At 63.6% G+C, this 20,985-nt stretch carries 21 protein-coding genes; 5 read left to right on the top strand and 16 right to left on the bottom strand.

Annotation, left to right across the window (positions count from 1 at the left end; genetic code table 11):
• Positions 1-38 precede the first annotated feature (38 nt).
• Entirely contained in the window at positions 39-497 is a 459-nt protein-coding gene (locus ABIB00_RS31760) for a nucleoside deaminase (protein ID WP_354107068.1), read from the top strand.
• Here ABIB00_RS31760 and ABIB00_RS31765 read toward each other — a convergent pair.
• Positions 494-1,399 (bottom strand): alpha/beta fold hydrolase, encoded by a 906-nt coding sequence (locus ABIB00_RS31765; protein ID WP_354107069.1) that lies wholly within the window; start codon positions 1,397-1,399, stop codon positions 494-496. The two genes, ABIB00_RS31760 and ABIB00_RS31765, sit on opposite strands and share 4 nt — an antisense overlap.
• Before the next feature lie 188 nt (positions 1,400-1,587).
• Complete coding sequence (gene purD / locus ABIB00_RS31770; RefSeq protein WP_354107070.1) at positions 1,588-2,871, bottom strand: phosphoribosylamine--glycine ligase; 1,284 nt, start codon at positions 2,869-2,871, stop codon at positions 1,588-1,590.
• A gap of 346 nt (positions 2,872-3,217) precedes the next feature.
• Between purD and ABIB00_RS31775 the strand changes: the two genes are divergently transcribed.
• Positions 3,218-5,077, top strand: a complete 1,860-nt coding sequence (locus ABIB00_RS31775; RefSeq protein ID WP_354107071.1) for an ATP-dependent nuclease — start codon at positions 3,218-3,220, stop codon at positions 5,075-5,077.
• 387 nt (positions 5,078-5,464) lie between these two features.
• Here the strand turns inward: ABIB00_RS31775 and ABIB00_RS31780 are convergent, their stop codons facing one another.
• The 3 genes from ABIB00_RS31780 to ABIB00_RS31790 form a co-directional block, all read right to left on the bottom strand.
• Positions 5,465-5,764 (bottom strand): transcriptional regulator, encoded by a 300-nt coding sequence (locus tag ABIB00_RS31780; RefSeq protein ID WP_354107072.1) that lies wholly within the window; start codon positions 5,762-5,764, stop codon positions 5,465-5,467.
• Entirely contained in the window at positions 5,764-6,318 is a 555-nt protein-coding gene (locus ABIB00_RS31785; protein ID WP_354107073.1) for a hypothetical protein, read from the bottom strand. Before ABIB00_RS31785 ends, ABIB00_RS31780 begins: the two co-directional genes overlap by 1 nt.
• Positions 6,319-6,660: 342 nt before the next feature.
• A complete protein-coding gene (locus tag ABIB00_RS31790) occupies positions 6,661-7,671 on the bottom strand; it encodes an alpha/beta hydrolase (RefSeq protein ID WP_354107074.1) in 1,011 nt (336 codons plus the stop codon).
• A 119-nt stretch (positions 7,672-7,790) separates the two neighbouring features.
• On the opposite strand from ABIB00_RS31790, the gene xseA reads away from it, so the two are divergent.
• Complete coding sequence (gene xseA, locus ABIB00_RS31795) at positions 7,791-9,431, top strand: exodeoxyribonuclease VII large subunit (RefSeq protein ID WP_354107075.1); 1,641 nt, start codon at positions 7,791-7,793, stop codon at positions 9,429-9,431.
• 247 nt (positions 9,432-9,678) lie between these two features.
• Here xseA and ABIB00_RS31800 read toward each other — a convergent pair whose 3' ends face one another.
• Complete coding sequence (locus ABIB00_RS31800; RefSeq protein WP_247343573.1) at positions 9,679-9,828, bottom strand: hypothetical protein; 150 nt, start codon at positions 9,826-9,828, stop codon at positions 9,679-9,681.
• Positions 9,829-10,084: 256 nt separating this feature from the next.
• A complete protein-coding gene (locus ABIB00_RS31805) occupies positions 10,085-10,909 on the bottom strand; it encodes a dienelactone hydrolase family protein (protein WP_354107076.1) in 825 nt (274 codons plus the stop codon).
• Between the two features lie 176 nt (positions 10,910-11,085).
• Here ABIB00_RS31805 and ABIB00_RS31810 point away from each other — a divergent pair, with 176 nt between their 5' ends.
• Positions 11,086-11,313 (top strand): DUF2093 domain-containing protein, encoded by a 228-nt coding sequence (locus ABIB00_RS31810; RefSeq protein WP_247343579.1) that lies wholly within the window; start codon positions 11,086-11,088, stop codon positions 11,311-11,313.
• 16 nt (positions 11,314-11,329) lie between these two features.
• Here the strand turns inward: ABIB00_RS31810 and ABIB00_RS31815 are convergent, their stop codons facing one another.
• From ABIB00_RS31815 to ABIB00_RS31845, 7 genes are all read right to left on the bottom strand, one after another.
• Positions 11,330-11,635, bottom strand: coding sequence for a hypothetical protein (locus tag ABIB00_RS31815; protein WP_354107077.1), 306 nt, complete (start codon positions 11,633-11,635; stop codon positions 11,330-11,332).
• A gap of 1,378 nt (positions 11,636-13,013) precedes the next feature.
• Complete coding sequence (gene lpxK / locus ABIB00_RS31820) at positions 13,014-14,030, bottom strand: tetraacyldisaccharide 4'-kinase (RefSeq protein WP_354107078.1); 1,017 nt, start codon at positions 14,028-14,030, stop codon at positions 13,014-13,016.
• The gene (locus ABIB00_RS31825; protein ID WP_354107079.1) at positions 14,023-15,369 is read right to left on the bottom strand and encodes a 3-deoxy-D-manno-octulosonic acid transferase; all 1,347 of its coding nucleotides are present in this window, start codon (positions 15,367-15,369) and stop codon (positions 14,023-14,025) included. The genes lpxK and ABIB00_RS31825 overlap by 8 nt, the downstream gene beginning before the upstream one ends.
• Complete coding sequence (locus tag ABIB00_RS31830; RefSeq protein ID WP_354052448.1) at positions 15,332-16,045, bottom strand: lysophospholipid acyltransferase family protein; 714 nt, start codon at positions 16,043-16,045, stop codon at positions 15,332-15,334. The genes ABIB00_RS31825 and ABIB00_RS31830 overlap by 38 nt, the downstream gene beginning before the upstream one ends.
• A complete protein-coding gene (locus ABIB00_RS31835) occupies positions 16,042-16,284 on the bottom strand; it encodes a DUF4170 domain-containing protein (RefSeq protein ID WP_247343592.1) in 243 nt (80 codons plus the stop codon). The genes ABIB00_RS31830 and ABIB00_RS31835 overlap by 4 nt, the downstream gene beginning before the upstream one ends.
• Positions 16,285-16,343: 59 nt before the next feature.
• Positions 16,344-17,162 (bottom strand): 3'(2'),5'-bisphosphate nucleotidase CysQ, encoded by an 819-nt coding sequence (locus ABIB00_RS31840; RefSeq protein ID WP_354052450.1) that lies wholly within the window; start codon positions 17,160-17,162, stop codon positions 16,344-16,346.
• The gene (locus ABIB00_RS31845; RefSeq protein ID WP_354107080.1) at positions 17,149-18,552 is read right to left on the bottom strand and encodes a TldD/PmbA family protein; all 1,404 of its coding nucleotides are present in this window, start codon (positions 18,550-18,552) and stop codon (positions 17,149-17,151) included. Before ABIB00_RS31845 ends, ABIB00_RS31840 begins: the two co-directional genes overlap by 14 nt.
• 264 nt (positions 18,553-18,816) lie before the next feature.
• On the opposite strand from ABIB00_RS31845, the gene ABIB00_RS31850 reads away from it, so the two are divergent.
• Positions 18,817-19,335, top strand: a complete 519-nt coding sequence (locus ABIB00_RS31850; RefSeq protein ID WP_247343600.1) for a DUF6101 family protein — start codon at positions 18,817-18,819, stop codon at positions 19,333-19,335.
• Here ABIB00_RS31850 and ubiA read toward each other — a convergent pair.
• On the bottom strand, positions 19,332-20,264 hold the full coding sequence (gene ubiA, locus ABIB00_RS31855) for a 4-hydroxybenzoate octaprenyltransferase (RefSeq protein ID WP_354107081.1): 933 nt from the start codon (positions 20,262-20,264) through the stop codon (positions 19,332-19,334). The genes ABIB00_RS31850 and ubiA overlap by 4 nt on opposite strands.
• Positions 20,261-20,926 carry a hypothetical protein gene (locus ABIB00_RS31860; protein ID WP_354052455.1) on the bottom strand — a complete coding sequence of 222 codons (666 nt, stop codon included), beginning with the start codon at positions 20,924-20,926 and terminating at the stop codon, positions 20,261-20,263. The genes ubiA and ABIB00_RS31860 overlap by 4 nt, the downstream gene beginning before the upstream one ends.
• Positions 20,927-20,985 lie beyond the last annotated feature (59 nt).

The following is a 20,985-nucleotide window of genomic DNA, read 5'->3' on the forward strand; positions in this document are numbered from 1 at the left end:
CTTCTGCTGAAGGCGCAGCTACTAGCAGGTTTCTCGGGATGATACGAGGCTTGAAAGCCCCCTCTTTCATGGATTTGGCGCTCAGAACGGCCGAAAACGCCGGAAAGTCGGGCGAAGTTCCGATCGGATGCGTCGTGGTCCGCAACTTCGAGGTCATCGCCACCGCGGCGAACCGGACCCTGACCGACTATGATCCGACCGCCCATGCCGAGATTGTCGCGCTCCGCGAAGCCGCCAAAAAGATCGGCAGCGAGCGTCTGGTCGACTGCGACCTCTACGTGACGCTGGAGCCCTGCACCATGTGTGCGGGCGCGATCTCCTTTGCAAGGGTGAGGCGGCTCTATTACGGCGCCGCCGATCCCAAGGGCGGCGCGATCGAGTCCGGCGTGAGGTTCTTCACCTCGCCAACCTGCCATCACGTCCCGGATGTCTATTCCGGGGTCGGCGAAAGCGAGTCGGCGCGGCTGCTCAAGGACTTCTTCCGGGAGCGGCGTTAAGCCGCCGCAAAGAACTCGCGCAGCGCCTTGGCGGTGACATCTGGGTTCTCCTCGGTGAGGAAGTGCCCCGAATCCACCGGCATGCCGACGACATTCGTCGCCCATTGCTTCCAGATGTCGAGCGGGGTGGCGGCGGCTTGCGCAATACCGGCATCGCCCCACAGCGCCTGCATCGGAATGGTGATCTTCTTGCCGGCCTCGAAGTCCGCCTTGTCGAGATCGTAATCGAAATAGGCGCCGGCGCGATAATCCTCGCACATCGCGTGGACGCGGGCGGGATCGCGGAACGGGGCGATGTAGTGTTCGAGCGCGCGCTCGTCGATGGCGTCGAGCGTCTTCGACCGGGTCTGGCTCGCCATCTTGAAGCGCAGGAAGAACTCGCCGTGGCTCGAGATCAGCGTTTCCGGCAACGGGGCTGGCTGCGCCAGAAAAGTCCAGTGGTAGATCTTCAGCGCATAGGCGCGGTTCATCCGCTCCCAGTAATTATAGGTCGGCAGGATATCGAGCACGGCGAGGCGCGACAGCCGGCCGGGATGATCGAGCGCAAGGCGATAGGAGACGCGGCCGCCGCGATCGTGGCCGGCGAGCGCGAAGTGCACGTGGCCAAGGCTCTCCATCGCCTCGACCATGGCCTTGGCCATCGCGCGCTTGCTGTAGGGCATGTGCAGCGCATCGCTCTCGGGCATGTCGGACCAGCCATAGCCGGGCAGATCGGCGATGATCAGCGTGAACCGGTCGCTCAGCTGCGGCGCGACGCGGTGCCACATCACGTTGGTCTCGGAGAAGCCGTGCAGCAGCAACAGCGGCGGTCCCTTGCCGCCGACGCGGGCGAAGATGCGGCCGAAGGAGGTGTTGATCCATTCGGAGGCGAAGCCGGGATAGAGGTCGGCGAGATCGGACATCTTCTGCATCCTTATCTGGTCAGCGCTGGATCCTGCTCAGTCTTGAAGTGCCCAAGACTTGGGGTGCCCCAAAACAAAAATCTCGAAAACAACCCCATGCACAGTAGCTAAGTTCAACACCTGCCTGCACAATTTTGGAGTGCCGACGGGCGCGGCCGGACATTGCGCGCGCGTGCGAAAAACCGCTGTCAGGCCTTGGCCTTCTCGGCTTCCACCGCCTGCCAGCCGATGTCGCGGCGGCAAAAGCCTTCCGGCCAGTTGATGCGGTCGACGGCCTGATAGGCGCGGCCTTGCGCTTCCGTCACGGTCTTGCCGAGCGCGCAGACATTGAGCACGCGGCCGCCATTGGCGAGGATGGCGCCGTCCTTCTCGACCGTCCCGGCGTGGAAGATCTCGGCGGTCTCGACCTTCGCGGCGTCATCGAGCCCTTCGATCCGCGTGCCCTTCTGATAGTCGCCGGGATATCCCTTCGCCGCCATCACCACCGTGAGCGCGGAATCCGGATGCCAGCGCAGATCAAAATGCTTCAGCTGCCCGTCGCAGGACGCCAGGAACGCCGGCACGATGTCCGACATCATCCGCAGCATCAGCACCTGGCACTCGGGATCGCCGAAGCGGACGTTGAACTCGAACAGTTTTGGGCCCTGCGTCGTCAGCATGATCCCGGCATAGAGGATGCCGCGGAACGGCGTGCCGCGCTGCTTCATGCCGGCGACCGTCGGCAGAATGATCTTGGCCATGATCGCGTCGTGGATCGCAGGCGTGACCAGCGGCGTCGGCGAATAGGCGCCCATGCCGCCGGTGTTCGGGCCGACGTCGTGGTCGAACACGCGCTTGTGGTCCTGCGCGGACGCCAGCGGAATGGCGGTCTCGCCGTCGCACAGCGCGAAGAAGCTGATCTCGCGGCCCGGCAAAAACTCCTCGATCACGACCTCAGCGCCGGCCTCGCCGAAGGCGCCCTCGAACATCATGGCGATGGCGTCCTCGGCCTCGCGCACGGTCTTGGCGACGACGACGCCCTTGCCGGCGGCAAGGCCGTCGGCCTTGACCACGATCGGCGCGCCCTGGCTCTGGACATAGGCACGCGCATCGCTGGCGTTGGTAAAGCGCTTGTAGGCGCCGGTCGGAATGCCGAATTCGGTGCAGAGCGCCTTGGTAAAGCCCTTGGAGCTTTCGAGCTGGGCGGGGATCTTGTCCGGTCCGAATGCCTTGATGCCGGCGGCGGTGAGGTCATCGACGATACCGGCCGCCAGCGGCGTCTCCGGGCCGACCACCACGAGCTCGACCGCATTCGTTTTGCAGAAGTCGATCACCGCGCCATGGTCGGCGACATCGAGCGCCACGCATTCCGCCTCGCGCGCGATCCCGGCATTGCCCGGTGCGCACCAGAATTTGGTCACCAGGGGAGAGGCTGCGATCTTCCACGCCAGGGCATGTTCGCGGCCGCCGGAACCGAGCAGGAGAATGTGCATTGAGGGCTCGAATGAGGGGTTTTTCTGGGGGCGGAGGTCGCACGAATCGGGGCGAGTGTGAAGGGGGCTGGACCCACCCTCCCGTTATTCCCGGACGCGGCGAAGCCACGAGCCCGGAATCCGTCGGGCCGTACTATGCGCAGAGCGGCTGGCGAAGCTCCGGAAGCTATCTCCACCTTCGGCAGAAGGACGAACATTGCCGAAGCTGAACGCCGCAACGGAGGTTAGATCAATATTTGCACACTATTCTGGTCTTTCCACAAGGGCCTAACGAGCAACGCGTGGAGCAACTTGCTTACCGCCGGCGGTTGCACGTACATGCTACCTGCTGGGTGGGAGGCTGAATATGAGGTTGATTGCGTTTCGGATTACCAATTTTCGTTCGATCGTTGATACGGGATGGTGCCCCTTTGCGTCCGACGGCATCACCGTAGTGGTTGGACAAAACGAAAGCGGAAAATCATCAATCCTCGAAGCCCTCGCCACAACGTTCCATGCCACCGATATCACCGACGACGATTGTCGGATCGATGCTGAGTTGCCTGCCGTATTCTTGCGCCTCAAGGTCGACACCAAACGACTTCTGGCGAACCTCGCCGCATACGACCAAGACCAAGTATATGCCCTGGGAGTGTATCTTGAGCTTACCGAAAATGACCTTATCCTGAACTTTCGCTGGCGCTACGACGCTGCCAACGCAAAATATGTCTGCGAACCCTCCTGCGAAGATAAAGATCTAGCGGAATTGCTGTTGAAGAACGGCCCGCCGAACAGCACCGCAACGAAAGCCGCAGATGATGGAGACGATCGCGCGGAAGATGAAAAGAATGAGGACGCGGATGACGACGAGAAGGCAAGCGACGAAGAAGCTGTGCATGTGCATATCCTCACACCGGAAACGCTCGCTGACGAGATAATCGCAATTGCTCCAGATACCGTGTTGTTTGATCAAGCCGCAGGTCTCTTGCCTGACCGAGTCGACATTCAAAAAGGACAAAAGGGTGGGTGGGTGCTTTCGGGCGCGGGAACGCAGGCTGCCGCCAATTTCCTCAGGATCGCTAATATAAACTTGGACACGCTCGTGGATGGAAGTCCACGAACCCAGCAGACGCTGTTAGCGCGCGCGAATGCGACTGTTACTGCCGACTTCAGTTCGTTCTGGAGCCAAACGATTGGCAAGAACGAGAAACTACAACTGAAGTGTGTATTTGCTTACTACGGTCCAGGCGGTCAGAAGACTGCTGGGATGCCCCATCTCGAATTTTGGATCACGGATGGAACAAATCAACTATTCCCCAAGCAACGCAGTCTAGGCGTCCGCTGGTTTATTTCCTTCTATCTCCAACTAAAGGCTTCTGAAAAAGACGAGCAAGGGACCGTATTCCTGTTCGATGAGCCGGGCGCAAATCTGCATTCAAAAGCGCAGGCCGACGTTTTGGCACTGATCAATCGGTTGGCGAAGTCGAGTAAAAGCCAGATCGTGTACTCGACACACAGTCCACACTTGATCGAATACGATAAGCTTTACCGGGTCATCGCAGCACAAAGAGACGGCGACGCGGACAATTCGCCTACGAAGCTCGTTCACGCTCATGAACTTGGCGCAGCGTCGAGAGACACGCTGTCACCTGTATTGACTGCGATGGGTGTTGATCTCTCTCATCAGCAGGTAGTCAAAAAAAGAAATAATGTGATTTTGGAGGAAATCAGTGGGTTCTACTATCTGACCTCTTTCTGGGAGATGCTGGGAGAAAAGCAGGAGGTTTACTTCATTGCCGCCACGGGGGCGAGCAACGTGCAAACATTGGCGAATATGTTCTTGGGGTGGGGCTTAGAGTTCATTGTCGCCGTTGACGACGACAGCGCCGGAAGGCAAGCATACAATAACCTCAAGCGTTACATGTTTGGAGATGATGAAGCGGTTTCTAAGCAACGCATGTTCAAGATTCCCGGCGACGGCATTGAGGATATATTCTCTAAAAAAGACTTCTGCTCGCACGTTCTCGGTGATCCCGATCTAAATTACGAGGGCAAGAACTCCCAACATGCAAAGACAGGCGGTCACTCGAAGCCTATTTTGGCGTATGAGTTCCTGAACAAAGTTAGAGAGAAGAAGATCAAGCTCGCAGATTTTGAGGCTGATACCAAAGTTGCCATAAAGCAATTGGTACGAGAGATTGCTTCTCGGCTAGAGAGTAAGAAGTAGCTGCATGTGCGGCATTGCCGGCTTTTCCCGCCACGCTTACAATTGAAATGCAGTAACATGCATTAGCTTGATTGGCAGCACGCGTGCGATGTTGGGGCTGGAAGCCGCTGCCATCGCCCGCGCGCTCACTTGGCTTCATGATGCAGCGATGACTGACAAGAAGTTCAAGTACGTCCCGTTCGTTATCGGGAATTACGGTGACAGTGCTCTAAATTCCAAGGCCAAAGCATCCAGTTGATATAGCTTAGCGCACGGTCATTGTATTCGCAGACTCAAGTGGGAGCAGGACGAGAACCCTCACCCAAGTGAGCCTCTATTGACCAGCGGAGTTGCCCTCTCCCGCAAGGGGCGAGGGCACAACAATCAGCACCGCGATGACAGCGGAGCCTACACCTGCTTCCCCGCAATGATCTCCTGCAACGTCGTCACATGCCGCGCGAACGCGCCGCGGCCGGCGGCGGTGGCAGTCACCGTGGTCTGCGGCTTCTTGCCGACGAAGGCTTTTTCCACCGAAACGTAGCCCGCCTTGGCCAGCGTCTCGATATGCGCACCGAGATTGCCGTCGGTCGCGGCAGTGAGCTTTTTCAGCCGGGAAAACTCCAATCCTGCGGCGGCCGGCAGCGCGTTCAGCGCCGCCATGATCTTCAGCCGCAACGGCTGGTGAATGATGTCGTCGAGCTCGGCCATCAGATCCGCCGCATCCAGAGCCCGCCGAGGATCAGGCCACCGCCGTTGACGAAGGCCATCCAGAGCGGAAACGCCTCGCCGATATAGAAGAAGCCGATCAGCGTCAGCGCGGCAATTCCAAGACCGATCGCAATGAAGGCATAGCCGAACCAGAGACCCGCCAGCGCGTAGAACAGCATGAAATAAAGCGGCCAGAACGTGCCCAGCTGGCGCGGACCGAAATGACCGATCACGCTGGTGCAGAGATAACCGAAGGCGAAGAACAGCACGAACAGCAGAAGCAGTCTGATCTCGAAGCCGCGACCATGGGCGTGGCGCGGCGGATTGAGCAGGCGGAGTGCAACCAGACCGACGACGCCGACAACATCCACGGCAACCCAGGCGTAGATCGCATAGATCGGCCAAAGCCAGGTCACGAGATTGCCCGCGAACACCAATATGCCCCACCAGACGACCGCGAGGCCCGCCAGCTCGTAGAGCTGCGATTGCTTCACGCGCTGGACGATGTCGTCGATATCGGCCAGCGCCGCGGACGCCTCCTTGCTGTCGATCATGTCGTCCCTTTCTGTCCCTGGGCTATCTCGTATGACGCTCGGTGACACCTGAGCGCGCGCCTCGTCCTTCGAGACGACCGCTACGCGGTCTCCTCAGGATGAGGCTTCGAGACGACCGCTTCCAGCGGTCTCCTCAGGATGAGGCTCAGCTGCACCAGGACCCGTTAAAGCGGCTGCCGCAAACTCCGCCCTCATCCTGAGGGCCCGACGCAGGCGGGCGTCTCGAAGGATGGCCATGGGTTCGGTGACAGCCGAGCAAGTGCCTCGTCCTTCGAGACGACCGCTGCGCGGTCTCCTCAGGATGAGGCTCAGCTGCGATTGCCTTGCCGTCAACGGGGCGCATCATGACTGCCCTGCCCCGCGCGTTGCCACATCGTCGGCAATGAGCGAGACCGCCTTCTGGTTGGTGACGATGCCCATGTGGTTGATGCCGTCGATGATCTTGACGTCGACCGACGGTTTGATGGCCTGCACGGTCTCCGCATATTTGTCCGAGATCATCATCTCGTCCTCGGCGCCGCCGAAGATCGTGATCGGACGTATCGTCGCCGGAAGATCGACGCGATAGCCGCGCGTCGCGAAATTGCGCGTCAGGCGGTCGGAATAGGTGGAGACGAGATACTTTGCCGAACTCGCCGGCACGGCGAGAGCGAGCACCGGAAGCTGCGCGCAGCAGTCGATGCCGAGCTTGCGCAGGGCGGCGAGCCCAAGAAAGCGCGGCAGGTCGAAATTGGCCCAGCCGCCGGAATGCGGCTTGTTGGTCGGCGCGTCATAGCCGAGATAGGGCGCCAGCAGCACCGTGCGCACGAACATGTCCTGCATGATCGGTGTCGCGGCGACGCGCAGCGAGAAGCCGGCACCGGCGGAATGGCCGATCAAAGTGAGCGGCAGCTCCGGCGCGGTCTTGCGCACCTCGGCGACGAAGTCGACGAGGTCGTCTTCGAGCTGGCCGACATGGCCGATGTCGCCGCGCGTACCGGAGCCGCCATGGCCGCGGATGTCGAGCGCCCAGGTCTCCACCCCGCGCGAGGCGATCGCATGGGTCAGGGCGTGATTGACGGTGCCGCTGGAGCCGGAAGAGCCGTGGATGAAGATCGCGCCACGGCCCGTCGCGGCGCCAATCGGCGCGTAATGGCGGAAACCGATCCAGGTGCCGTCGCGGGCCTGAAAACGCTCCAGGGCCGGCAGCGTGGACCAATCGATGCCCTTGGCGGAGTCGGAGACCGATCGCATCTCCGGCGGCCGCTCCAGCGGCGTTGCGATCATCGCGGCCAGGATCAGCGCCACGCCGCCGACCGCACACAAGGCCCATTTCAGTCCGCTCAAAACGCCGCGTAGCAGTCGAATTGCCATGATCTACTTCCCTCAAACTGATCAAATATAGAGAACTCTATATTGCAGAGTACTCTCTCAATCAATCCCCGGATTGGCGCCGCGCTGCAAAAATCCTTAACGTCGGGTCCGATCCCCAAATGCCGAATCGTTTGCCGATGCCGCCTGCAGAGCCTCTGCTCAACACCCCCGAATTCACCGTTTCCGAGCTCTCGCAGTCCCTGAAACGGACGGTCGAGGACACCTATGGCCATGTCCGGGTCCGCGGCGAGATCTCCGGCTTCCGCGGGGCTCATTCCTCCGGCCATTGCTATTTCGCGCTCAAGGACGAGAGCGCCAAGATCGAGGCGGTGATCTGGAAGGGCGTGCACGGGCGGATGCGCTTCAAGCCCCAGGAGGGGCTCGAGGTCATCGCCACCGGCAAGCTGACCACCTATCCGGGCTCCTCGAAATACCAGATCGTGATCGAGGCGCTGGAGCCGGCCGGCATCGGCGCCCTGATGGCGCTGATGGAGGAGCGCAAGAGGAAGCTCGCCGCCGAAGGCCTGTTCGACGAGGCGCGAAAGCAGCTCTTGCCGTGGCTGCCGGAGGTGATCGGCGTCGTGACCTCGCCGACCGGCGCCGTGATCCGCGACATCCTGCACCGCCTGGAGGACCGCTTTCCCCGCCACGTGCTGGTGTGGCCGGTCAAGGTGCAGGGCGAAGGCTCGGCCGAGCAGGTCGCGGCCGCGATCCGCGGCTTCAACGCGCTGCCGGAGGGCGGCAAGATTCCGCGGCCCGACGTGCTGATCGTCGCACGCGGCGGCGGCTCGCTGGAGGATTTGTGGTCGTTCAACGAGGAGATCGTGGTCCGCGCCGCGGCCGAGAGCATGATCCCGCTGATCTCGGCGGTGGGCCACGAGACCGACATCACGCTGATCGATTTCGTCGCCGACAAGCGCGCGCCGACGCCGACGGCGGCAGCCGAAATGGCGGTGCCGGTGCGCAGCGATCTCTTTGTCGAGGTCGCCGATCTCGGGCGACGCACCCGCGCCTATTGGCAGCGCGCCCATGAGAGCCGCCGCAGCGAGCTGCGTGCCGCCGCGCGCGCGCTGCCGGCAGCCGGCGACCTGCTGGCGATCCCGCGGCAGCGGCTGGATTCGGCGGGTGCGTCCCTGCCCCGCTGCCTCAAGGCCAACACGCATGCGCATTTCCGCCGGTTCACCGCCGCCGGCGCCAAGCTGACGCTGCGGGTGCTGCACGGCCAGATCGCGCAGGCCGATCATCGCCTCACCGTGTGCGGCGAGCGGCTCGGCCTGTCCACGCGCTCGCTGCTGCGGCGGCGGCGCGACCGCTTTGCCGGGCTGGAGGTGCGCTTGCGCGCCTCAAAGCTCTCCAACGCGCAGGCACAACGCAACGCGATTGCGCGTCAGCGCGAACGCACGCATCGACTTGCCGAGCGCGCGGGCCGCGCGCTGGTCACGTTGTTGCAGCGGCTGGATGCCCGCGTCGAGAACAGCGGCAAGCTGCTCTCCGCTTTGTCCTATCGCGGCGTGCTCGCGCGCGGCTTTGCGCTGGTGCGCGATGAAGCCGGCCATCCCCTGCACTCGGCCGACAGCGTCGGGCCGAATGCGCGGGTGGAGATCGAGTTTGCGGATGGCCGTGTGGCCGCGACGGCGGATGCGGATCGGCCTGCGCCCGCGGCGAAGCGTGCGCCAACGCAGTCGAAGCCCGCCGCGCAGGACACCAAACCCGCACCGAAGCGCATGGGCAAGCCGGTGGATCAGGGTAATTTGTTCTAGCGGCGCGGCGCTGCTCCGCCCTCAGTGTCATTCCCCGCGCAGGCGGGGAATCCAGTACGCCGCAGCCTCTCGATGAGCCACTGACGTCTCGGAGTACTGGATCGCCCGGTCAAGCCGGGCGATGACAGCGAGTGTGCGTGCAAATGCACCCCATCCCCGTCATTGCGAGCGCAGCGAAGAAATCCAGAATCCCTCACCGGAAAGACTCTGGATTGCTTCGCTCCGCTCGCAATGACGGAGTGCCTACCTACCGGCAGGACAATCCCGCGTCGATCGTGGTCCAGAAGCCGCAATGTTCCGGCGCGAGTTGCGGCGCGCCGGCATGGGCTTCGAACAGGAAGACCGCGACGGTGAAGACAATCAGTGCGGAGGAGAACAGGACGAAGTGGTTGCGCATGGAAGATGCATTTATTCGACATCGTGGTCGAATGATGGCGTCGTCAAATGTTGAAACCGCATCCGTGCGCGATCCGTAGAGTTACAGTCGGCCATCAATTGCCGTGCAGGGCGGTGGTCGATGCGGGGCTGTCCGCTGTTGTTCCGTCGGGCGGCCCCGCTCGGCACATGTAGCCCGCATGAGCGCAGCAACATGCGGGACAGACCTACCCGGATATCGCTGCGCTCATCCGGGCTGCAGGACCTTCAGCGCGGCCTCACCGGGCCAGCCACTCCGCGACCTCGTTTTGCGACTCCGCACGCGCGACCGCATCGGTGCCGAGATGACCGTGCTCGGGTGCGGCGGCGTCGGTGCTGCCGGCAGCTGCGTGCAGCGGCGTGTTGGCGCGGTCGAAATCGTGATAGGCGCCGGGATAGACCACGATGCGTGCGAGCGCGCTGCGCCCATGCGCGCCCTCGACCATCTGGCGGCAGGCCGGCGGCGACGACACGTCGTCATTGGCGCCGATCAGCACCAAAGTCGGCACCCGCGTGCTCCACCCCAAACCTGCGGAAATCCTGCAGTCCGGATAGAACGCGATCGCGGCGCGGAAATCGGGACCAGCGTCGCGCGCACCACCCTGCGGACGCACGGCCCAGAGCAGCGCGCTGGCGCCATTCGCCCAACCCATCAGGCTGACGCGGTCGCGCACCACCCAGCTTTGCTTCATCAGCCAGGCGCGCGAAGCCGCGATGTCGGCAACGCGCTCACGCCGCGCCTTGACGTGCATCTCCTTGACGCGACATTGCGGCCCGAGCTCGCGCGAGCCGTAGCTGTCAGGGAGCAGCACGGCGTTGCCGGACTTGAGCAGACGCTCGGCCCAGTCGCGATAGCGCGACAGCACGGAATCGGAATGGCCGCCGAGCCCGCCGCAGCCGTGGAGCGCGATCACGGCCGGAAACGGCCCCGTGCCCTCAGGCTTGTAGAGCTGCGCATGCAGCACGCCCGACGCCAGCGGAATCTCGACCTGCTGCGGCGCCGGCGACGCTTGCGCGGCCGATATCAGGAACGTCAGGAACAGGGCGGTTAACGGAAGATACATCGGACTCTGCCGTTGGATCCTTCGTTCAAGCACTATCACGCGGAAACGGCGCCAAAACATCACAAACCGGTGGGTTTACCGGGCGGACAAGCCACCCTATCTATGCTACATCCCGTCCAACACATCGTGCCCTCCAGGGTCTTCCACGGAGCGGCCTTCCACGGAGACTTTCGACCGTGCTGAACAAGTTCGGCCCCTCGGGCCATGGCGAAGCGCAGGTGCAATATCTCGACGGCGACTTCCGTGTGATCTCGCCGGGGACCTTCGTGCGCTGCGCCATCACCGACACGCGCATCCCGCTCGACGAGTTGAAATACTGGAGCGTGGACCTGCAGGAAGCTTACGCCACGCCCGCCGCCGTGCTCGAGCGGCATTACCCCGGCGCGCCGAAGCCGCAATCGTGAGGCCGCGGGCGCGCTTCTAGTGCTGCTCCGTGCCATCCGCGCCCACGCAAGTCTTGATGAAGCTCTTCCTGATCTCGCCGACGACCTTCTGATCGATCGCTTGCTTCAGGCAATCGACCCGCGCCTGCGCCATGCAGAGCTGCATCTGGTCGCGCTTGTCCTGCCCCTTCATATTTTGCGTCGAGCTGAGGCACGTCACGCGCTTGGTCGCGGGAACCGGAACCGTGGCGGTTTGAGTAGCCGGCGGCGCCGTTTGTGCAAACACGGGCACAATGATCAGACACACAAGGCCGGCGGCGACGGCGGCGGACGACAACTTCATCGAATTCTCCTGAACGTCTGAAAACGATAGGAGCTTGCGATGAATGGCGCCTGAATGGCAGGCTGCTGTCGGATGGGCAAAGCGCAGCTGCCCTGCCGGCGTAGCACGACAGGTGCAGCTTATCGCGAGGTATGAGAATGGTCCGCATCGGCGTCGCGACGGTGTTCGCGGGCGCCTGAAGTGCGCGTCTCACAGCAAATGATCTCCGTCGTGCCAATCCGCGTTGCATCGAATAGTGCTTGCACTCCGTGGTTAGTTATTTCGCGTTGTGGTTGGATTCTTTGTTGCGGTCGGCGCTCTCAGGTTGTTTGACGAAGTCTTGGTGAAACAGAGCGCTGCTATAGTGAGACCTTAGGTAACTAGCCCTGCTCTTTTATCGCACAGACAATCAAGTCAACCAAACGGCCATTGAGCTTTGGAATTGGCGCAGTCTGTGAACGGGCTCATAACGAAGAGCCATCTGACGGGCTACGATCACCTCGAAAATCGCGGTGGAATATCTGTAAATCGAAAGTCAAACGACGGGGCTGATCATGCCCACCATACTAGACCTGCTCTATCGTGAATATTGCCGCGCCCGCCTCGCTGAAATGCGGAAACAGCTTTTGATCGCAGCTGAACGCTCTGAAGCTCTCGAAGCGCATCATCATCCGGATAAGGGTGACGATGAGAGGACGGACGCGCAACGCAAGACCGGTCGCGGCGCGCCGAATTGAAGCGACCCCGAGACCGGCGATCTCTCCCGTGTAGCAGTGACCAAGCAATTGGAACAGTTTGGGAGGCAGCAATGAATACAGCCGAGTACTATACCGTCATGGTGGCCTGCGTCTCGTGCCTGACCATTATCGGATTGATGGCCGTTGGGGCGTGGTGAGCATGATTGACAGCGCAGGCCGTTACCGAGGCGCTGGCAAGCACGCTCAGTCGGACCTATGGCGCCGGACGCAGCACGCGCCGTACAGCATGGTCCGCCAATGGACGCTGCAAGACCTTCGCCTCGCATCGGTTTGCAGACATGATTCTTGCTGTGAGGTGAGCGTTGCCGCCGCTTCGTTCGACTGCGGCGGCTTCGCTTTAGATCCGGATGTCAGCTTCCGGGCGGCGACGGCTCTCATGCGAGGCTACATCAACTCCCGAACGTGCGGAAGAGAATTCATCAGCCGCGACATGTCGCCCCTGTCAGTTGTCGCATCACGCCGGGTGAGCTGTTTTCCATCACACCCGTGGCGTCCACAATCCACCAAGGCGAGAGCGACGTGCAATCTGATCTTTCTCCGAGTCACTTTGCTTCCGCTCGTTCGGGGCGGCATGGATACGGGGCGCGTCTTCGCCTTCGCTCTTTGGGCTGTGGCGGAGTCGCTTTGGCCACCCTACAGAATCATCGCCTGCCGAACCGCCGCTCGCGCGCCTTGTAGAGATGATCGCTGATCAGCTGCCGGAGCGCGGCCGGGTCATCGAACTCGAGCTGGACCGCGAAAGGCACGATGCCGTCGGGCACGCCTTCGCGGCCGTGCAGGCGTGCGAGATCCTTTTCCGTCGTCACTAGCGTTTGCTGCTCGCGCTGTGCCTCCGCGGCGAGCGCTGCGATCTCGTCATTTGAAAACATGTGATGATCGGCGAAGGCGCGCGTGCGCGCGACCTCGATGCCGCCAGCGCGCAGCGTGCGGAAGAATCGTTCGGGATCGCCGATGCCGGCGAACGCGAACACCGGCTTGCCCAACAGTCTTGCGACCGACCCGGCATCCGGCTTCAGCCGCGCGCGCAGCTCCGGCTTGTTGCGCTTGGCCAGCTCGGCCGCAACATCGTTGGCGGCGCGGCCACCGCCGATCAGCACCAGCGCGTCGGTGCGCGCGAGCTGCGCCTTCAGCGGTGCGCGCAGGGGCCCGGCCGGAAATACCTTGCCATTGCCGAGGCCGCGTTCGCTGTCGATCACGATCAGCGAGGTGTCCTTCAAAACACGCGGGTTCTGGAAACCGTCGTCCATCAGGATCACGGTGGCGCCTTGCGACTTCGCCAGCACGACGCCGTCAAGGCGATCGCGCGCGACTGCAACAGGGACGTCGCGCGCCATCATCAGCGGCTCGTCGCCGATGTCGGAAGCGGTGTGACGCATCCGGTCAACCATCACCGGCCCTTTGAGGCTGCCACCATAGCCGCGGCTGAGCACCACCGGCGTCTCGCCGAGCTCGCGCAAGAGCTTCGTCAGCGCCAGCACGGTCGGCGTCTTGCCGGCGCCGCCGACATGGTAGTTGCCGACGCAGATTACGGGGATGCCCGCGTCCACGCCCTCGCGCAGCATCCGCCGTTCGGTGATCGCGCCGTAGAGCGCGCCCAGCGGCGATAATACGCGCGACTCGAGGGAACGTGGCCGGTACCAGAAGGCCGGCTCACGCATTGGCGGCTCCCATCTCGATCCGCAACTGCAACAGATAGGGCTCGAGCGCGGTCATGGTGCGGTTCAGCGCGCCGCCGAGATCCTCGACTACGCCGGCGCCCGACCGATGCATCTTGTCGCGCACGGTGGGATCGGCGAGCAACTGCCCGAGTTGCTTGATCAGCAGTTCCTGCGTCTCGGCCTGGCGCGCGCCGCCGCTGCGGTCGAGCGCCTCGTAGACATCGGCGAAATTGAAGACGTGCGGACCGTGGACGATGGCCGCGCCGAGCTTGATCGCCTCGATCGGATTCTGGCCGCCATGACGGATCAGCGATCCGCCCATGAACACGATCGGCGAGAGGCGGTAGAACAGACCGAGTTCGCCCATGGTGTCGGCGACATAAACGTCGGTAGTCGCAGTCGGCAGCTCGTCGCGCGAGCGCAGGTGCGGCTTCAGGCCGGACGCCGTGATCAGGCCCGCGATCGAGGAGCCGCGATCCGGATGGCGCGGCACGATCACGGTCAGAAGCTGCGGGAAGAAACCGGCGAGGCTGCGATGGGCCGCCACCAGCATCTCCTCCTCGCCCGGATGGGTCGAGGCCGCGACGATGACCGGACGCCCGCGCGTCATCGCCATCAGCCGTTCGAGCTTAGCGGGATCGGCCGGCGGCGCCGGAACGTCGAGCTTGAGATTGCCCGTGGTGAGCACGTCGCGGCCGCCGAGCGTCGAGAAGCGCTCGGCATCGGTCTTCGACTGCGCCAGACAAATGTCGAACCGCGATAGCAGCGCCGAGATGGTACCATGCATGCGGCGCCAGCGCGGGAAGGAACGCGGCGACATCCGCCCGTTGATCAGCACCATCGGCACGCGTCGCGCAGCGCCCGCCAGGATCAGGTTCGGCCACAAATCGGATTCGATGAACAGCGCCAGCGACGGCTTCCAATGGTCGAGGAAGCGCGCGACATAACGCGGGGAATCATACGGCACGTATTGATGGATGACGTCCGGCGGAAAGCGTTTTGCCACCACCGCGGCCGAGGTGACGGTGCCGGAGGTAAGCAGAATGCGCAAATTGAGATCGCGCAAGCGCTCGATCAGCGCGGCAGCGGCCAGGACCTCGCCGACGCTGGCGCCGTGAATCCAGACCAGCGGGCCGTGCGGCCGCACGTCCCGGGACAGGCCCCGCCGTTCGCCGACACGCGCGGGATCTTCCTTGCCCTGTTTCAGGCGTCGCTTGATCAGCGCAGGCGCGAGCGGCACCAGGCCGCGAGCCAGCCGCCGATACATCCGCAGCGTCATCGGCAGCGAGCCGGGCAGCGATTTAGGCATCTGCAGGTCCCGGGCGGCCGAGTTGCGCATAGGCGCGCCGGGTCGCCTCGTTCAAGGTCTCTTCCAGCTCGAGCCGCAGCGCTTCCATGGTGGCGGCGTCCGCATCCGGCGGAACGTGGATTTCCTTGATGCCGACCAATGCGCCCCGCCCGAACGGCAGGTTGATGGTGGTGCGGTCCCAGTTCTCGAGCCGGACGAAGCGGCTGGTCGCCATCGCAAAAGGCATGATCGGCCGCCCCGATTCCCGTGCGAGCATGATGATGCCGAGCCCGGCCACGCGCGAGCGCTTGGGGACATCGGCGGTCAGCGCGACATTACAACCGTCCTGGAGCGTCCGCACCATTTCCTTGAAGGCCCCGACCCCGCCCTTGCGGTGAAATGCGCCGCCATGGTCGCCGGACCCGCGGATGGTGCCGATGCCGAGCCGCTCGGCGGCAATCGCGTTGAACTCGCCGTCGCGGTGACGGGAGATCAGGACCCTGGCCTTGTACGAATCCTTGTTCTTGATGAAGGGGGTGAGGAAATGCTGGCCGTGCCAAAACGCGAAGATCGCCGGGATCTGCGGCTCGACGCGGTCATAGACGTCAGGCGGATCGAACGTGAATGTGTTGGTCCGCCAGACCAGACGCAGATATTCGGCCGCCAGGATTCCCACGGCACGCTGAACGAAGCTGCTCCGCAGCGTATTGCGAAGCAGCTTTTTCAACGCGCCGGTTCTTGATTCGGGTCGAGCAGCCTGTGGAGATGGACGATGAAATAGCGCATCTGCGCGTTGTCGACCGTGCTCTGCGCCTTGGCTCGCCAGGCCGCGTGGGCCGTCGCATAATTCGGATAGAGACCGACGACCTCGACCTCGTCGAGGTTCTTGAAGGTGTTGTGCTCGAGATCGACGAGCTCGCCGCCGACGACGAGGTGGAGCAGTTGTTGCGGGGCACTATCTGGCATCGGTTCTGTTCCTAACGGCTGCCCGGCAAAGCAGTGTTCGACAAGCACGAGAAAGCGCTTCACGGCAAGGGGCGGTTTCGAAAATGCGCGACAATGTTCGCATGACGATCGCGACCCGCTGCCACCAGCACCCCGTGCGTGACTTCCCGGCGGTTATAGAGGATGGGATCTCCGGAGAGGTCGCTCATCCTACCATCCGCTTCCTGCACGATCAAATCGGCCGCCGCAAGGTCCCAGTCATGACTGTTGCCGCCCGCAAAAGCCGCATCCAGCGCGCCGTGGGCGACCCGGCAGAGCCGCAGCGCGAGCGAACCGATTCGCGGATGCAGCTTGATCTCGCCCAGTGACGGCTTCAGGCGCTCGACCAAGGGCTTCGGGCCCGCGACACGCGAGAAGTCGAGATCGGATCCGGACGTCGCCCGCACGGCCTTGCCGTTGACCGTCGTGCCCTGCCCGCGCGCCGCGAAGAAGAACTCGTCGCTGGTCGGCGCGAACACCGCACCCAGCACCGGCAAGGCATCCTCGACCAGCGCGACGCTGACGCACCATTCGTCATGGCCATTGAGGTAGTTGCGGGTGCCGTCGATGGGATCGACGATCCAGGTCAGCCGCCGCGACAGCCGCACCTCGTCGTCGGCGCTCTCCTCCGACAGCCAGCCATAGTCGGGCGTCGCTGCGCGCAGGCGCGCTTCCAGGAGATCGTTGACGGCAATGTCGGCCTCCGAGACCGGCGAGGACGCGCCCTTGGTCCACTTCTTCAGCTCGGTGCGGAACATCGATCGCGCGAGTGCGCCCGCCTCTCGCACCGTGTCTCTCAGCAGCGCGGCGTCGCGCGTCAGGACGGTTTCGCTTGTTGAGTTCGCGTCAGCGTCCGCCAAGCGTCAAACTTTCGATGCGCACCGTCGGCGCATTGACGCCGTAGCGGAACTCGAGATTGTTCGCCGGCTGCATCGACTTGAAGATCTCGAACAGATGGCCGGCGATCGTCACCTCGCTAACGGCATAGGTGAGCTCGCCGTTCTCGATCCAGAAGCCGGAGGCGCCGCGGCTGTAATCGCCGGTGACGCCGTTGACGCCCGAGCCGATCAAATCGGTGACGTAGAAGCCCTGCTTGATGTCGGCGATCAGCTCGGCCGGCGTCGGCGTGCCGGGTTCGAGATGCAGATTGTACGGCCCGGGTGACGGCGAGGAGGACACGCCGCGATGGGCGTGGCCGGTGGTGGTGAGGCCGAGCTCGCGCGCGGTGGCGCAGTCGAGCAGCCAGGTCGTCAGCACGCCTTCGTCGATCAGCGCGATCTTCTTCACCGCAACGCCTTCGGCGTCAAACGTCTGCGAGCGCAGGCCGCGTTTGCGCAGGGGGTCGTCGATGATGCGGATGTTCCTGGCGAACAGCTGCTGGCCGAGCTTGTCCTTCAGAAAGCTGGTCTTGCGCGCGATCGAAGCGCCATTGATGGCACCGACGACGTGACCGACCAGCGAGCCCGCCACGCGCGGATCGAATACTACAGGCACCTTGCAGGTCTGGACCTTGCGCGGATTGGCGCGCGCCACGGTGCGCTCGCCCGCGGAACGGCCGATGATCTCCGGTGACAAGAGGTCCGCACCATGCGGCGCCGAGGTGAAATCGTAGTCGCGCTCCATGCCGGTGCCTTCGCCGACAATTGCGGTGGCGGAGATGCCCTGGCTGGAACGCAGATAAGAGCCGTGGAAGCCGGTGCTGGTGACGAGCACCATGCCGCCCATGCCGGCGGAGGCGGAGGCGCCGCCGGATTTGGCCACGCCCTTCACGCTGAGCGCCGCGGCTTCGGCTTCGAGCGCGCGGCGCTCCAGCTCCGAGGTTGCGGGTACGTCGGGGTCGAGCAGATCGAGATCGGGGAAATCGCGCGCGAGCAGCGCGGGATCGGCAAGACCGACATATTTATCGTCTGGCGCAACGCGCGCCATCGCAACGGCGCGTTCGGCAAGCGCGGTCACGGCATCGCCGCTGGCGTCGTTGGTCGAGACCACCGCCTGGCGCCGGCCGACCAGCACGCGCAGGCCGACATCGTCGCCCTCAGACCGCTCGGATTCCTCGACGCGGCCGTCGCGCACCTCGACGCCTTGCGAGACGCCACGCACCGCGACCGCATCGGCCGCATCTGCGCCGGCGCGTTTGGCAGCCTCCACCAGCCGCTGCGCGAGATCGGAGAGCGCAGACTGGTCAAACAGGTCGCGGCCGGATGTGGACGAATCCTTGGGCGAAAGCGTCGAGCTTGGTGAAGGGTTCACAAACGAAATCCTGTTGGGGCGGGGTTCGGGACCGGAACCCACAAATGTGCCCTGATAGCGCGGACTTCAAGCATTTTCAGCCCGCCGAAAGTTCAGATTCGCACAGTTGGCGCAACGTCTCGTCAATCATGCGCGCCAAGGTCTTGTCAATCATGCTCGGCGGTGAGGTTGGATTAACCAGCCTTTTTAAGCGGTTTCGGAAACGCCCGCGCTAAGGTCCTCACATCGACCGGGAACATAATCCTGGCGGGGAGAACTAAAGCCGTGAGGCGTCAAACAGCAACAAGCGGGACCGCTCCCGCCGGGTCGAGCCGCTCCCTGCGGCTCGACCCCCTTTCCCTTCCGGTCCGCTTCGATGCGCATGATCCGCGCGCCGACGGATATGTCCGGCAGATCGAGCTTCATCGCGAACGCGTCGTGCTGCGCCGTGCCGTCCGCGGCATGCGGATGGCAATCAACGTCCGCGTCAGCGACTTCACCGGCGTTGCGCTACGCGGCAATGACGAGGCGCAGTCCCTCGTCCTCGTGCACCGCGATCCCTCGCTGTCCGTTCCGCTGCTGGTCAGCGCCGATGGCGACGAGCTCAGTGAAGCATGGGCGATCTGGAGCGAGCTGTTCGCGCTTCCGCAGCTCGACGAAGGCGCACGCAAGCCGTCGCCGCGCCGTCGCCGCGCCAACGCGATCCGCGACCGCCGTCCGAAATTCTTGATGCGCCGGCGCACCGGTGTTGCACGGGAGTTGTCGGTGCATCGCGATGAGCGCGAGATTATCGCGCGGACTTAAGCCGCCCGCATCACCGCGTCGGCCAGCAAACCCGCAAACAGCAGAAATCCCGCATCGCGGTTCGAATAGAACAGGCGCTTGCAGAGTTCGCCGTCGCTGATATCCAGCCGCGCGATCTGCCACGACAGATGCACGGCGAAGGCTATCAGTCCGAGCCACGCCGGCCAGCGCGCATCGCCTGACGCCAGCGCCACGCCGATCAGCATCACCGCAAGGCCGTAGAACAAGATCAGCGCCTGGTGCGTATGGGCGCCGAACAGGCGCGCGGTGGACTTGATGCCGATCAGCGCATCGTCCTCGGCGTCCTGGTGCGCGTAGATCGTGTCGTAGCCGATCACCCAGGAAATCGCGCCGGCATAGAGCACGAGCGCGGTGACGTCGATGCGTCCGAAGGTGACGGCAAATCCCATCAGGGCGCCCCAGGAGAAGGCGAGCCCGAGCACGGTCTGCGGCCACCAGGTGATGCGCTTCATGAACGGGTAGATCGCGACGATCAGCAGCGAGGCAACGCCGGTCAGGATCGCGAAGCGGTTGAACTGCAGCAACACCACGAGCCCGATCAGCGCCTGCGCGACCATGAAGGCCAGCGCCTGTTTCGCGCTCACCTGGCCCGACGGTAGCGGCCGCGAGCGGGTGCGCTCGACCTTGTCGTCGAGATCGCGGTCGGTAATGTCGTTCCAGGTACAGCCGGCGCCCCGCATCACGAAGGCGCCGACCAAGAACAGGACGATGGTGAGCGGCAGGCGGCCGACGTCATGCGCCATGCCGGCGGCGAGCGCCGCCGACCACCAGCACGGCATCAACAGAAGCCAGGAGCCGATCGGACGATCGAAGCGGGACAAGCGCAGATAAGGCCGCGCCCATTGCGGCGCGCGCGTATCGACCCAGTTGCCGGTGGAATCGGCAACGCGGGCGGATGTGTCGTTCATCGGGTGAGGACGTTGCCGTTGAGTGTGTCGAAGGTGCTGCCGCCCTTCTTGCCCGCATTGGCCTCGGGCGCCGAGGCCGACGAGCCCAGCACTTCGCTCAATGACGGGCCGGCCGGACCGCGCGGCTGGTTCTGCATCTGCTGCGCGACGTTGCAGACCTTCGCCTGCATGGCCTCAGTGTTCTTGTGGCCATCCTTCATCTGCCCGCCGACCTGCGGCGGGATCCCGCATTTGGCGGCGTTGGCCTCGATGTATTTGACCATCTTGGATTCGGCCTGGCTGAAGTTGCGGATCAGCTTGCAGGCCTCGTCCGGCGGCGCGTGACGGTCGCTTGCGATCTTGATCAGCTTGCCGCGCTTTTCGGCTTCCTCACGCAGAGGCATGAACGCCTTCATGCAATCCTCGGCGGGACCACCTTGCGTCGGCGGAGCCGCGCTGAAAGCGCCGGTGCCGCCACCGACGGGCGCAGCGCCGTTCACGGGGAAGGACGATTGCGGCGCGCCGCCGACGGAGGCGACTGGCGCGGAGCCATTCACGGGCGGGAACGCGGAACTGGTTGGGGCCTGACCGGGCAACGGCGCCGGGAAACCCTGCGCATAGGCACAAGCGGCACCCATCGTGACCATGGCGGCAGTGATTGGAACCATCAAATGACGGATCATCAAGGCAGTCTCTCCGGCAGGAGCTTGCGGGATTCGGCGTCTTCCCAATTGAAGCGCAA

The organism is Bradyrhizobium sp. LB14.3 (assembly GCF_040547985.1).
GTDB lineage: Bacteria > Pseudomonadota > Alphaproteobacteria > Rhizobiales > Xanthobacteraceae > Bradyrhizobium.